General features: G+C 30.3%; 13 protein-coding genes and 2 tRNA genes. 10 read left to right on the top strand and 5 right to left on the bottom strand.

Annotation, left to right across the window (positions count from 1 at the left end):
* Positions 1-31: 31 nt before the first annotated feature.
* The 4 genes from AC5SLN_RS03310 to AC5SLN_RS03295 all read left to right on the top strand — a co-directional run bounded on the left by AC5SLN_RS03310 (position 32) and on the right by AC5SLN_RS03295 (position 3,741).
* Positions 32-1,177 carry an amino acid ABC transporter permease gene (locus AC5SLN_RS03310; protein WP_006996964.1) on the top strand — a complete coding sequence of 382 codons (1,146 nt, stop codon included), beginning with the start codon at positions 32-34 and terminating at the stop codon, positions 1,175-1,177.
* Positions 1,177-2,457, top strand: coding sequence for an amino acid ABC transporter permease (locus AC5SLN_RS03305; protein ID WP_018414101.1), 1,281 nt, complete (start codon positions 1,177-1,179; stop codon positions 2,455-2,457). The genes AC5SLN_RS03310 and AC5SLN_RS03305 overlap by 1 nt, the downstream gene beginning before the upstream one ends.
* A gap of 3 nt (positions 2,458-2,460) precedes the next feature.
* Complete coding sequence (locus AC5SLN_RS03300) at positions 2,461-3,195, top strand: amino acid ABC transporter ATP-binding protein (protein ID WP_018414102.1); 735 nt, start codon at positions 2,461-2,463, stop codon at positions 3,193-3,195.
* Between the two features lie 174 nt (positions 3,196-3,369).
* The gene (locus tag AC5SLN_RS03295) at positions 3,370-3,741 is read left to right on the top strand and encodes a helix-turn-helix domain-containing protein (RefSeq protein ID WP_018414103.1); all 372 of its coding nucleotides are present in this window, start codon (positions 3,370-3,372) and stop codon (positions 3,739-3,741) included.
* A gap of 112 nt (positions 3,742-3,853) precedes the next feature.
* Here the strand turns inward: AC5SLN_RS03295 and AC5SLN_RS03290 are convergent.
* Positions 3,854-3,929: transfer RNA gene (locus AC5SLN_RS03290), tRNA-Asn, on the bottom strand.
* Between the two features lie 50 nt (positions 3,930-3,979).
* Positions 3,980-4,053: transfer RNA gene (locus AC5SLN_RS03285), tRNA-Cys, on the bottom strand.
* A 127-nt stretch (positions 4,054-4,180) separates the two neighbouring features.
* On the opposite strand from AC5SLN_RS03285, the gene AC5SLN_RS03280 reads away from it, so the two are divergent.
* Genes AC5SLN_RS03280 through AC5SLN_RS03270 form a run of 3 tightly spaced genes read left to right on the top strand, consistent with a single transcriptional unit; the run spans position 4,181 to position 9,731 of the window.
* Positions 4,181-6,808, top strand: coding sequence for a valine--tRNA ligase (locus tag AC5SLN_RS03280; RefSeq protein WP_027306938.1), 2,628 nt, complete (start codon positions 4,181-4,183; stop codon positions 6,806-6,808).
* Positions 6,808-8,526 (top strand): dihydroxy-acid dehydratase, encoded by a 1,719-nt coding sequence (ilvD, locus tag AC5SLN_RS03275; protein WP_027306939.1) that lies wholly within the window; start codon positions 6,808-6,810, stop codon positions 8,524-8,526. Before AC5SLN_RS03280 ends, ilvD begins: the two co-directional genes overlap by 1 nt.
* On the top strand, positions 8,526-9,731 hold the full coding sequence (locus AC5SLN_RS03270; protein WP_494594135.1) for a sugar phosphate nucleotidyltransferase: 1,206 nt from the start codon (positions 8,526-8,528) through the stop codon (positions 9,729-9,731). Before ilvD ends, AC5SLN_RS03270 begins: the two co-directional genes overlap by 1 nt.
* Positions 9,732-9,785: 54 nt before the next feature.
* Here the strand turns inward: AC5SLN_RS03270 and AC5SLN_RS03265 are convergent, their stop codons facing one another.
* The gene (locus AC5SLN_RS03265) at positions 9,786-10,007 is read right to left on the bottom strand and encodes a DUF6552 family protein (protein WP_006996955.1); all 222 of its coding nucleotides are present in this window, start codon (positions 10,005-10,007) and stop codon (positions 9,786-9,788) included.
* Positions 10,008-10,119: 112 nt separating this feature from the next.
* Between AC5SLN_RS03265 and AC5SLN_RS03260 the strand changes: the two genes are divergently transcribed.
* From AC5SLN_RS03260 to AC5SLN_RS03250, 3 genes are read left to right on the top strand one after another with little or no spacing between them, the layout of a single operon-like run.
* Positions 10,120-10,482 carry a Fur family transcriptional regulator gene (locus AC5SLN_RS03260; protein WP_494594133.1) on the top strand — a complete coding sequence of 121 codons (363 nt, stop codon included), beginning with the start codon at positions 10,120-10,122 and terminating at the stop codon, positions 10,480-10,482.
* Entirely contained in the window at positions 10,482-10,880 is a 399-nt protein-coding gene (locus tag AC5SLN_RS03255; protein WP_006996953.1) for a hypothetical protein, read from the top strand. The genes AC5SLN_RS03260 and AC5SLN_RS03255 overlap by 1 nt, the downstream gene beginning before the upstream one ends.
* Positions 10,881-10,894: 14 nt before the next feature.
* The gene (locus tag AC5SLN_RS03250) at positions 10,895-11,893 is read left to right on the top strand and encodes an Ldh family oxidoreductase (RefSeq protein WP_020169397.1); all 999 of its coding nucleotides are present in this window, start codon (positions 10,895-10,897) and stop codon (positions 11,891-11,893) included.
* Here the strand turns inward: AC5SLN_RS03250 and xth are convergent.
* The gene (xth, locus tag AC5SLN_RS03245) at positions 11,885-12,661 is read right to left on the bottom strand and encodes an exodeoxyribonuclease III (protein ID WP_020169398.1); all 777 of its coding nucleotides are present in this window, start codon (positions 12,659-12,661) and stop codon (positions 11,885-11,887) included. The genes AC5SLN_RS03250 and xth overlap by 9 nt on opposite strands.
* Complete coding sequence (locus tag AC5SLN_RS03240) at positions 12,661-12,978, bottom strand: HesB/IscA family protein (RefSeq protein WP_006996950.1); 318 nt, start codon at positions 12,976-12,978, stop codon at positions 12,661-12,663. The genes xth and AC5SLN_RS03240 overlap by 1 nt, the downstream gene beginning before the upstream one ends.
* Positions 12,979-13,024 lie beyond the last annotated feature (46 nt).

The following is a 13,024-nucleotide window of genomic DNA, read 5'->3' as shown; positions in this document are numbered from 1 at the left end:
TATCTAGCCCTTTTTTTATAATACTCATCACATGAAATTAAAAAAAATCTTACCTCAACTATTAACATTATTATTTATAGTTTTAATATTTGGTTTCTTTACCATGAATGCTCAAGAGAACATGGATACAAGAGGTATTCAGTTTGGTTTTGGTTTTTTAACCCAAGAGGCATCATTTGATATACAATTTTCTTTAATTGATTATGATGGGTCACACTCTTATGCAAGAGCATATCTTGTTGGATTATTAAATACACTCTTAGTAGCTTTCATTGGAATTATTTTAGCTACATTATTGGGTCTTATTGTTGGTGTTGCAAGATTATCCCCAAATTATTTGATTAGAAAAACTGCTTCTTTTTACATAGAATTCTTTAGAAATGTTCCATTATTATTACAGATTTTCTTTTGGTATTTTGCAGCCCTAAGAGCTCTGCCAATGCCTCAAGATGCTACATTATTATTAGGTTCATCTTTTATGACCATAAAGGGACTTTATACACCAGCTCCAATTTGGACAAATTTCGATATTTTTTTTACAACGTTAATTGCTGCAATGATTTTAATTTTCTTTTTTGTCAAATTTGCAAAAAAGAAACAAGAACAAGAGGGAAAACAGTTGCCTGTATTAATTGTCTCATTAGCTATTTTTATAGGTCTACCACTGTTAACATTTTTAGTAGGTGGTGTTGATTTATCTTTTAGCTTTCCAGAATTAAGAAAAATGTCACAATCTTCTTACACATTTGATGGGGGTATGGGTATACCACCTGAACTAATTGCGTTAACTTTAGCCTTAACTCTCTATACGGCAACTTTTATTGCAGAAAATGTAAGAGCAGGTATTCAAGGTATTGGCAAAGGGCAAAAAGAAGCTGCTGCATCAATTGGTTTAACACCAAGCCAAGTTTTGAAATTAGTAATTATGCCTCAAGCGTTAAGAATAATTATACCACCTACTACTAATCAATATTTAAATTTAACCAAAAACTCTTCTTTAGCAGCAGCAATTGCTTATCCAGATCTAGTTTTAGTTTTTGCGGGTACTGCTATGATGCAAACAGGAAAAGCAATTGAAATTGTTGGTATTACAATGGCCACATATTTAACTATTAGTATAGCAATTTCATTACTAATGAATTGGTACAACCAAAGAATAGCGATAAAGGAAAAATAATGAATTCAAAAAATCTTGATTTACCAAAAGCTAAAATTCAAATAAATAGAAATACTTCTCTTATTATTGGAATTTTATTTTTTTTCTTAGGTATTTTTGATTTTTGTTTAAATAATTTCTTTGGTACAAATATTACCTCTTTCTTACCTAGGTTTATTAACTTTTTTACTCCCTTAATCTTTGGGGTAATTGGTCTTCATTTTATTAGAATTGAATTTTCAGGTATTAAAATTTTAGATAGCCTTAATAAAAACATTAACCCAAGTAATTTTAACGCAGCTTTAAGTTTGTGTATTATTTTTCTTATAATATTTTCACTTCCTCCATTATTAAATTGGTTCATTTTTGATGCTAATATTTCTGGTGACACTAAAGAAGCGTGTACAGGTGGTGGTGCTTGTTGGGTTTATATTAAAGTTTGGTTTAATAGATTTATGTATGGAATGTATCCTAATGCAGAACAATGGAGAATTAACATTACATTTATTGCTGTATTAGCCTTTATGGCAGCTGGATTTTTTGTACCTGCTAAATTTAGAAATTATCTTTCTCTTTATTACACCCTTATATTACCAATTATTTCTTTTATCTTAATCTACTATTTGATTTCAGGAGGTTCTTTTGGACTAGAGTGGGTTGAAACAGGTGCGTGGGGTGGCTTATCTTTAACTTTTATAGTTTCTTTTTTCTCATTAATTTTTTGTTTTCCAATTGGCATGATGCTGGCTCTTGGTAGAAGATCTGATTTACCTGTTGTTAAATATTCATCTCTTTCATTCATTGAATTTTGGAGAGGTGTTCCTTTAATTACAGTTTTATTTATGTCAGCTGTAATGTTTCCAATGTTTTTACCTGATGGAACATATGTAGATAAACTAATTAGAGTTGTTGTAGCAATTACTTTATTTGAAGCGGCTTATACAGCTGAAGTTATAAGGGGAGGACTACAAGCTCTTCCAAGAGGCCAATATGATGCAGCTAAGTCACTTGGGATGGGTTACTGGAAACTTCATATTTTTGTTATCCTTCCACAAGCTTTAAAATTAGTAATTCCAGGAATTGCGAATACATTCTTAGCACTTGTAAAAGATACACCACTAATTTTTGTAGTAGGTCTTTTAGAGGTAGTTGGTATGTTAAATTTAGCTAAAACTAATCCCGAATGGCTAGGATTTTCGATGGAAGGATACGTATTTGCCGGAATAATATTCTGGATTATTTGTTATAGTATGAGTAAATATAGCCAGAAATTAGAATTAAAATATAAAACAGATAGATAAATTATGTCAGATTCAATTATTCAAATTCAAAATGTAAACAAGTGGTTTGGGGACTTTCAAGTATTAAAAGAAATAAATCTTGAAGTTAAACCTAAAGAAAAAATTGTTGTGTGTGGACCATCTGGATCTGGAAAATCTACATTAATTAGATGTATTAATAGACTAGAAGAGCATCAAAAAGGATCAATCATTGTTGATGGCACTGAAATTTCAGAAGATACAAAGAATATAGAACAAGTCAGAGCTGAAGTTGGAATGGTTTTCCAACAATTTAATTTATTTCCTCATTTATCTATTTTAGACAATTGTACGTTAGCTCCAATTTGGGTAAAGAAAATGCCAAAAAAAGATGCAGAACAATTAGCTTTAGAACACCTTGAAAGAGTACAAATTTTAGATCAAGCTCAAAAATTCCCAGGTCAATTATCGGGTGGACAACAACAAAGAGTTGCCATTGCAAGAGCACTTTGTATGGAACCTAAAATTATGTTATTTGATGAACCTACTTCTGCGTTAGATCCTGAAATGATTAAAGAGGTACTAGATGTTATGGTTAATTTAGCAAAACAAGGTATGACAATGATTGTTGTAACTCATGAGATGGGCTTTGCTAAAGAGGTAGCTGACCAAATGATATTTATGGATGAAGGAATGATTGTAGAAAAGGCCACTACTAAAGACTTTTTTGCTAATCCTAAAAGTGATCGTACTAAACTTTTCTTAAGCCAAATTTTATAAGTCTTTTTAAAGCTTATAGTTCAACAATTTTATTTTTTCATTTTATATTATAAGTTCTTGACACATTTTGTTATTTTCTACTTAACTTTATAAAATAAATAAATTTTTGTGTTGCGATAACAGTCAAAAATTAGTTCAATATGTTTTTAAAAACAAACTTTAAGAGGGGTCTTAATGGAAGATAATTTCAACAAACATTTAGGTAACAAATTAAAGCTAAGAAGATTAGCTTTAGGTCTCACACAAACAAAAGTAGCAAAAGCAATTAATGTTACATTTCAACAAATTCAAAAATATGAAAAAGGAACTAATGGAGTTAGCTCAATAAGACTTCTTCAATTAGCAAATTATTTAAAAGTTCCAGTAAATTATTTTTTTGAAGATTTTTCAGAATATTTAATAAATCTAGAAAGATCTCAAGAAGGTCACATGAATGTAAATTATAATTTTTTAGTTAAATTATATTCTGAACTTAGTAACGATCAAAAACTAAAATTTAGTAAATCTTTACAAATTTCAAATATTGGAGTTTCAAAAGTAGGCTAATATAAATCATAGTTTAAGACCCCAATAAATTTAAATATTTTCATATAAATAAACTAATAATTTTAAGTTCTTTTTTAATAAGATTTATCAATAATAAAGAAAGTAATTTTTTTGGCTCCTCGGGCAGGACTCGAACCTGCGACCAATTGATTAACAGTCAACTGCTCTACCAACTGAGCTACCGAGGAATATTAAAAACACAACTTACTTTTTTTTAAGAGTAAAACAACATTTTTTTTGGAGGCATCGCCCAGAATCGAACTGGGATACAAGGATTTGCAATCCTCTGCGTAACCATTCCGCCACGATGCCTTTTCATCTCAATTTAAAACAAATAGAGAGCCTTTTATATATTAAATATATAAAATTAGTCTACCAAATAAGCTTTCAAAATGATTATTGTTAAATCATATTATTAAATTATAAACTTATTATCACCATGAGTAACGACAAATACATACATACAGATGTTGAAGATAAGATTTATTCTTATTGGGAAAAAAATAATTTATTTAAACCCATTAAAAATAAGAAACAATTTTCAGTGGCTATACCTCCACCCAATGTAACAGGTAGCCTTCATATGGGGCACGCTTTGAATAATTCAATTCAAGATCTTTTGGTTAGATATCACCGTATGAATAATTACGAAACATTATGGCAACCAGGAACAGATCACGCAGGTATTGCTACACAGGCTTTAGTTGAGAAAAAATTAACCACTGAAGGTATTGATAAAAATCAAATTGGAAGGAAAAAATTTATAGAAAAGGTTTGGGAATGGAAAGAAGAGCATGGTGATATCATTTTAAATCAACTAAAAAAATTAGGCTGCTCTTGTGATTGGTCGAGAAATGCTTTTACAATGGATGAAAATCTTTCAAAATCAGTTTTAAAAGTTTTTGTAGAGCTTCATAAAAAAGGTTTAATCTATAAGGATAAAAAACTAGTTAATTGGGATACAGTTTTAAAAACTGCAATATCTGACTTAGAAGTTGATCAACGAGAAGTTAATTCTAAAATTTATTACATTCAATATCCAATTGAAGGTTCTAGTGATTTTATAACTATAGCTACAACTAGACCTGAAACTATGTTGGGTGATACAGCCATCGCGGTAAATCCTAAAGATGATCGATTTAAACATTTAGTTGATAAATTTGTAACAGTTCCAATTGTTGGAAGAAAAATAAAAATCATCAAAGATGATTATGCTGATCCAGAAATGGGAACTGGTGCTTTAAAAATAACACCTGCTCATGATTTTAATGACTATCAAGTTGGACAAAGAAATAATTTAGAAATCATAAATATTTTTACTGAAGGTGGTAAAGTTAATGATAATGCCCCCAAAGAATATATTGGCCTTGATAGATTTGAAGCTAGAAAAAGAATTTTAAAAGAACTTAAAGAAAAAGAATTCTTTGTTAAGGAAGAAAATATAAAGAATAAAGTTCCCTATGGGGATAGATCTAACTCGATAATTGAACCTTTTTTAACAGAACAATGGTTTGTAGATGCAAAAAAATTATCAGTTAAAGCTAAAGATATAGTTAACTCTAAAAAAACTAATTTTTTTCCTGCTAATTGGTCAAAAACCTATTTTCAATGGATGAACAATATTGAGCCATGGTGTATCTCAAGACAACTTTGGTGGGGACATCAAATACCAGCATGGTATGGGCCAGATAAAAAAATCTTCGTTGCAATAAATGAAGACGAAGCAAAAGCTGAAGCCAAAAAATTCTACAATAAAGAAGTAGATTTAATTCGTGATCCAGATGTATTAGATACCTGGTTTTCATCAGGCTTATGGCCCTTTGCTACATTAGGGTGGCCTGATGATAAAGAATATGTTGATAAATTTTACCCTACATCAGTACTTGTTACAGGATTTGATATTATATTTTTCTGGGTAGCTCGAATGATTATGTTTGGAATGGAGTTTCTAGACAAAGAACCTTTTAAAGATGTTTATGTTCACGCCCTTGTTAAAGATGAGAAAGGACAGAAAATGTCTAAATCTAAAGGAAATGTAATTAACCCTTTAGATTTGATTGAAAAATATAGTGCAGATGCTTTAAGATTTACTTTACTTTCAATGGCATCACCTGGAACAGATGTAAAACTTTCTGAAGATAGAGTTAAAGGTTATAGAAATTTTTTAAATAAATTATGGAATGCAAATAATTTTTTAATTACCAATAATTGTGATTTTTCTAAAATTGATGAAAAACCAAGTTTATCAATTAATATTAATAAATGGATCTATTCTGAACTTATAGAAACTAAAAATAAAATTGAAAAAAATCTAAAAGATTACAGGTTCGATGAAGCTGCAAAAAATGCTTATCAATTCACTTGGCACTCTTATTGTGATTGGTATTTAGAACTATCTAAAACAATCCTATTTTCAGAAGATGAAAAAGCAAAAGATGAAGTAAGACAGGTATCTGCTTATGTGTTTAGACAAATATTAATAATATTACATCCATTTATTCCGTTCGTGACTGAAGAAATTTGGCTAAATAATAAATTTGATAACTCGGGTAAAGACTTTTTAATGTTAGCTAATTGGCCTTCTGGAGAGCTTGAAAGTGATTCATCTAATAATCAAGTAAAGAAGATTATAAGTATAGTCTCAGAATTAAGATCGTTTAAAAATGAATTAAGTGTAAGCCCTGGGTCATTTATAGATATTTCAATAGAAACTGTTAGTAAAAAAGAGCAATCATTTTTTATTGATAATGAAATTATTCTTAAAAAACTTGGTCGCATTAGAAATTTACATAATAAAGATTTAGACAAACCAGCGGCTACATTGATGGTTTCTGGTGATCTGTTTAAAGTATATTTTGATGAAGATGTTGATTTAAAATTAATCAAAAAAAACTTAACTACAAGACAAGATAAATACCAAGAGGAAATGAATAAGATATCAGAAAGATTAGCTAATAAAAGCTTTGTTGATAGAGCACCAAAAGATATTGTTGATCAAGAAAAAACTAATTATAATAATTTAAAAAATGATGTTGAGAGAATATCAATAACTATAAAGGGTATATAATGGCAAAATTTAATAAAAAGAAATTACCAAGCAGACATACTTCATTAGGTGCTGATAGAGCTCCACATAGATCATTTTACTATGCGATGGGTGAAACTGAAAAAGATGTAGCAAAACCTTTTGTTGGTGTTGTGTCAACTTGGAATGAAGCTGCTCCTTGTAATATTGCTTTAATGAGACAAGCTCAATCGGTTAAAAAAGGTGTTAGAGCCTCAGGTGGTACTCCTAGAGAATTTTGTACAATAACAGTAACTGATGGTATTGCGATGGGTCATGAGGGAATGAAATCGTCTTTAATTTCTCGTGAAGTAATTGCTGATTCAACTGAACTTACTGTACGTGGTCATTGTTATGATGCATTGGTTGGTATTGCAGGATGTGATAAATCTTTACCTGCTTTAATGATGGCAATGGTTAGATTAAATGTCCCAAGTGTATTTATTTATGGTGGTTCAATACTTCCAGGTCAATACAAAGGTAAAGATGTAACTGTTGTTGACGTATTTGAAGCGGTTGGAAAACACTCAGCAGGGCAAATGACTGCTAAAGAATTAAGAAAATTAGAATTGGTTGCATGTCCAAGTGCTGGCGCTTGTGGAGGTCAATTTACTGCAAATACTATGGCCTGCGTTTCTGAAGCTATTGGTTTAGCATTACCTTATTCAGCTGGAACACCTGCTCCATACGAAGAACGTGATAAGTATGCATTATTAAGTGGCAAGACTGTAATGAATTTATTACAAAAAAATATTCGTCCAAGAGACATTGTTACAAAAAAATCTTTAGAAAATGCTGCAACAATTGTAGCGGCTACTGGTGGATCGACAAATGCTGCTTTACACCTACCAGCTATAGCTAATGAAATTGGAATTAAGTTTGATTTAATGGATGTAGCTAAAATTTTTAAAAAAACTCCATATCTTGCAGACTTAAAACCAGGTGGAAAATATGTTGCAAAAGATATGTGGTTAGCTGGTGGAGTTCCAATGTTATTAAAAACTCTTTTTGATGGTGGTTTTATTCATGGTGATTGCATGACTGTTACTGGAAAAACGATGAAACAAAATTTAAAAAATATTAAATTTAATCCTAAGCAAAAAGTTCTAAGAGCATATGACAATCCCTTATCACCAGATGGAGGAGTTGTTGGTCTTAAAGGTAACTTAGCCCCTGATGGTGGAATTGTTAAAATTGCTGGTTTAAAGAAATTACAATTCACTGGAAAAGCTAGATGTTTTGATAATGAAGAAGCTGCAATGGCTTGTGTGCAAAATAAAAAATATAAAGCAGGTGATGTAATTATCATTCGTTATGAAGGACCAGTTGGGGGACCTGGTATGAGAGAAATGCTTTCAACAACGGGTGCTATTTATGGTCAAGGTATGGGTGAGAAGGTTGCCTTAATTACTGATGGAAGGTTTTCAGGTGCCACAAGAGGCTTTTGTGTGGGTCATGTTGGCCCTGAGGCGGCCTTAGGCGGTCCTTTAGCTCTTTTACGTAATGGTGATGTAATTGATATAGATGCTAAAAAAGGAACTATTAACGTTAGATTAACTAAATCACAATTAGCCACAAGACATAAAAAGTGGAAAGCAAAAAAATCAAGCTTTGGATCTGGTACTATTTGGAAATATGCTCAAACAGTAGGTCCCGCTTATTTAGGTGCACCAACACATCCTGGTAAAAGAAAAGAAGTAAAAGTTTACGCTGATATTTAATGAAAATTAGACCCGTTATATTATGTGGCGGAGCAGGAACTAGACTTTGGCCTAATTCTAAAAATCATCAAGCTAAACAATTTATTGATTTTGGTAATTGGACTTTATTAGGAAAAACTCTTGAAAGAGTTAAATCTTCAACTTTTGATGCGCCGATCATAAGTACAAATCTCAAATATTTAAAAGAAGTAAAAAAACATCTTAAAAAACATAAGTTAAGTAGATATAAAATTGTTTTAGAACCTGCTAAAAGAAATACAGCACCAGCAATTCTTACATCAGCATTAATTAAAGAAATTCCAAATGAACAACCCTTAATGTTTTTTGCAGCAGATCATTTAATTGAAAAAGGTAGTATTTTTAATAAAGCAATTAATAAGAATAAAACCAAATTAACAGATCAAAATATTTTCATTTTTGGGATTAAACCAACATCTCCATCAAGTGAATATGGTTATTTTTTAACAAAAAAAATTAAAGGAAATATTAATAAAGTAACAAAATTTATTGAAAAACCAATAGAAGCTAAAGCTAAACAAGTCATTAAACAAAAAGGTTATTGGAATTCTGGTATGTTTTTTTTGAGAAAAGATTCAATAATAAATAACTTTAAAAAATACCAACCTACAATATATAAAAATTGTCTTAATGCTGTTTCAAAAGCTAAACTTAAAGATAACACTTATTATTTAAATAAAGCTTCATTTGAAAAAGCTACAGCAAAATCTTTTGATTATGCAATTTTAGAAAAAACCAAGCAAATTAATGCTATTAAATTAGACATTCCTTGGTCAGATCTTGGCAGCTGGAAAGAGATCTTAAAAATGTATGATAAAAATAAGAATAAATATTATAAGAAAAAAAATGTTTATTACCGGCCTTGGGGTAGGTACGTTAATTTATTCGAAGGTAAAGGTTTTTTAATCAAAGAACTATTTGTTAAGCCTAAAGGTGTTTTAAGTTTACAAAAACATCATCATCGATCAGAACATTGGTTTGTAACTCAAGGAACGCCTAAAATTACACTTAATAAAGATAGTTTTTTTAGAAAAAAAAATGATCATATATTCATTCCATTAGAAGCAATTCATAGAATTGAAAATAAAGGCACCAAACCTGTTAAAATTATTGAAGCACAAGTTGGATCGATATTAAAAGAAGGTGATATTGTCAGGTTTCAAGATGTGTATGGTCGTGCTAAATAAAATTAATACAGCTACGTAAAGATATAAGATACAGCTTGTTCAGTTCAATTGATCCTAAAAAATAATTTTATAAATTCCAATTAAAAATAATGGTATCTGTAACCCAAAGTTTGTTAATATAGCTTTATCTTTTGATATAAAACCAGCTATTGTCCAACCAATAACTCCAAGACCATGGAAGTAGATGTTAATAGGGTAGATATTTAAGTTAGTTAATAATATTCCAGTTAATACTAAAGCAGTGCTGATCCATTTTAGGTATTTTTTTATAAGCATAGTCTCCTTTAAATGTAAGTTTTGTTAGGAATTTATTACAATTATAGAACAAACAAAAACCTTTATTACTGGGGTATTGACATAAAAAAATGTTATGTTATAACATAACAAAATGAATAATCACGATATAGTTTTTGATATAATTAAGAAATCTAAAAAGCATTTAACGGCTTATGAAATATTAGATAAATTTCAAAAATTTAAAAAGATACAGCCAATGGCTGTTTACAGATCTTTAAAAAAACTAATTGAAGAAGATAAGATACATAAATCTAATCAAAATAAGACCTATGTATTGTGTAGTCATGAGCATGTTAAGCATAATCCATCTATAGCTATTTGTAGAGATTGTGGAGACACAGAAGAGCTTAAATCAGAATTATTTGAAACAATATTTAAAAAAAACCCAATCAAAAAATATGACTTCAGCGATTTTCAGCTTGAAGTCTCAACGATATGTAGGAGATGTAACTAATGGAACACGCACATGAATTACCAGAATTTCTTCACTTTTTAGAAGAACTTATAGAGGAATATGGAATATTAAGAGGATTTGTATTTGGTTTTGTTCATACGTTAATACCATTAATTGGTTTTTATTCAGGTTGGAGCATAAACCGTTTTTTGAAATTAGTTTCTAATGGTGCAATTGCTGGAATAATTGGAATAGTTTTAGCTCATATTATAGCAGACTTTATAGCAGCATTACTTGATCCAAATTTAAAAAGTGCTGCCTTTGGAATTGTTCTTGGAGGCTTCTTACCTTTATTAGCGGTACCTTTTTTAGAAAAATATGTAACGAAAAGCCAATACCATAATGTTGTTGGTGATCATGAAGATCTAAAAAAAGATTTGAAAAGCAAGCATAAATAATATTTAATATTGGGATGAGTACAGTTCCCTTAACATTAAAAGAAATTTTAGAACTAGCCAAAAAAACACTATTAGCTAATGGTTGTGATGAGGAAAATGCTAGTATTCTAGCGGATACTATTATGAGAGCTGAAAGAGATGGTTCCGTTTCTCATGGTTTGTTTAGATTACCAGCTTATGTAGCAGGCTTAAAAAGTAAAAAGATTAATGGTAAGGCAAGACCCGAATTAGAAAATGTTGCTCCAAGTATTATTAAAGTACTAGGCAACAATGCAGTTGCTCCTATGGTTTTAAGTTTAGGATTACCTGCAGTTATTGAATTAGCAAAAAAAAATGGTGTAGCAGTTCTTGCCATAAAAAATTCACATCACATGGCAGCCCTTTGGCCTGAAACTGAAGCTATTGCTGAAGCAGGACTTGTTGGTATTGCTTGCACATCTTATAAACCAGCTGTTGCACCAGCGGGTGCTACTAAACCTTTATATGGGACAAATCCAATTTCTTTTGCTTGGCCTAGACCTGGTAAAACTCCTGTTGTCTATGATATGGCAACTGCTTCAATGGCAATGGGTGAAGTTCAAATTGCAAAAAGAGAAGGGCACAAAGTTCCCCTTGGAACGGGTTTAACTAAAGAGGGTAAAGAAACAACCGATCCTGGAGAAATAGCTGATGGTGGAGTTATACTTCCTTTTGGAGGCTATAAAGGATCTAGTATTGCAATGATGGTTGAATTATTAGCTGGAGCATTAATAGGTGAAAATTTTAGTTTTGAAACTGCTGCAAAAGATAATAACGATGGTGGTCCCCCAAGTGGAGGTGAATTTATCATGGCAATCTCACCAGATAAAATTTCTAGTAAAGGTTGGGATAAACACGCAGATGAATTTTTTAGTAAAATGTCAGCTATGGAGGGTGTTAGGCTTCCAGGAGAAAGAAGACATAAAAATAGATTAAATAAAGGACCAAGAAATATTAATGAAGAACTCGTTAATAAAATTAAATCTTTAAGCTAATTCAATTTCAATAGGTGTGTGATCAGAGGGTTTTTCTTTTCCTCTTGGGTCTTTATTAATATTAACATTTTTTACTATATTTAATAAAGAATTTGATACTAAGAAGTGGTCAATTCTTAATCCATTATTTTTCTGCCAAGCACCTCTCATATAATCCCAATAAGTATAGCCTTCCTTTTCACCATGAATGTGACGGTAGGCATCATGAAAACCCAGATTAATCATTTCTCTAAATTTTTTTCGTATCTCAAGTCTGTATAAAGCATCATCTTCAAACCCTTTAATATTATAAGCATCTTCAGCTGAGGGAAGAATATTAAAATCTCCAGCTAAGATAATATTTTCATTTTTCTTTGAAAGAGTTTTTAATTGTTTAATTAATTTATCTAACCAGTTTTTTTTATAAGTGTATTTATCAGTATCTACAGGATTACCATTTGGAGTATAAATATTAATCAGTTGAATATTTTTTTTTTTATGCTTTAGTTCAGCTGAAATAATCCTAGATTGTTTCAATTTATCTTTAATCAAATCTATTTTAACATTTTCTAGTTTGTGTTTGGATATAATAGCAACACCATTATAACTTTTTTGTCCAAATACATGACTCTCATAATCTAATGCTGAAAAATCATCATAGGGAAAAGTCTCATCTTGTGTTTTAATTTCCTGCATCATAACAACATCTGGAGAAAATTTTTGAAGATATTCTTTAATATTTTCAATTCTTGCTCTAACAGAATTAACATTCCAAGATGTAATAATCATTATATAGAGAAAGAAACACCACAACCGCAAGAAGATTTACTTTGTGGGTTAGTGATCTTGAATTGATCGCCAATTAGTTCTGAAACAAAGTCCACTTCTGAACCTTTTAATAAGTCTGCTGAAGTTTTATCTATAAGAATATTTTCATGTTTTAAGTCGTCAGCTTCTAATTTTTTGTCAAAAGTAAACTCATATTGAAAACCTGAACAACCACCGCCTTTAATAGCGATTCTAAAAAATGACCCTGGATCTTTTTGAGACAACAAATTATTAATCTGTTTTATAGCTTTATCTGTAAATTTAATTTCTTTAATCATATAACAACACTGATAATACTAATATAATATCAATTTATTAAATTTA

The organism is Candidatus Pelagibacter sp. PS_31 (assembly GCF_059417865.1).
Note: the sequence above shows the minus strand (reverse complement) of the source record. Positions and strands in the feature narration are given on the sequence as shown.

Coding starts and splice junctions, on each gene's coding strand:
- AC5SLN_RS03310 (WP_006996964.1), top strand. CDS start 32: ATGAAATTAAAAAAAATCTTACCTCAACTATTAACATTATTATTTATA.
- ilvD (WP_027306939.1), top strand. CDS start 6,808: ATGGCAAAATTTAATAAAAAGAAATTACCAAGCAGACATACTTCATTA.
- AC5SLN_RS03240 (WP_006996950.1), bottom strand. CDS start 12,978: ATGATTAAAGAAATTAAATTTACAGATAAAGCTATAAAACAGATTAAT.
- AC5SLN_RS03280 (WP_027306938.1), top strand. CDS start 4,181: ATGAGTAACGACAAATACATACATACAGATGTTGAAGATAAGATTTAT.
- AC5SLN_RS03270 (WP_494594135.1), top strand. CDS start 8,526: ATGAAAATTAGACCCGTTATATTATGTGGCGGAGCAGGAACTAGACTT.
- AC5SLN_RS03300 (WP_018414102.1), top strand. CDS start 2,461: ATGTCAGATTCAATTATTCAAATTCAAAATGTAAACAAGTGGTTTGGG.
- AC5SLN_RS03295 (WP_018414103.1), top strand. CDS start 3,370: ATGGAAGATAATTTCAACAAACATTTAGGTAACAAATTAAAGCTAAGA.
- xth (WP_020169398.1), bottom strand. CDS start 12,661: ATGATTATTACATCTTGGAATGTTAATTCTGTTAGAGCAAGAATTGAA.
- AC5SLN_RS03250 (WP_020169397.1), top strand. CDS start 10,895: ATGAGTACAGTTCCCTTAACATTAAAAGAAATTTTAGAACTAGCCAAA.
- AC5SLN_RS03265 (WP_006996955.1), bottom strand. CDS start 10,007: ATGCTTATAAAAAAATACCTAAAATGGATCAGCACTGCTTTAGTATTA.
- AC5SLN_RS03260 (WP_494594133.1), top strand. CDS start 10,120: ATGAATAATCACGATATAGTTTTTGATATAATTAAGAAATCTAAAAAG.
- AC5SLN_RS03305 (WP_018414101.1), top strand. CDS start 1,177: ATGAATTCAAAAAATCTTGATTTACCAAAAGCTAAAATTCAAATAAAT.
- AC5SLN_RS03255 (WP_006996953.1), top strand. CDS start 10,482: ATGGAACACGCACATGAATTACCAGAATTTCTTCACTTTTTAGAAGAA.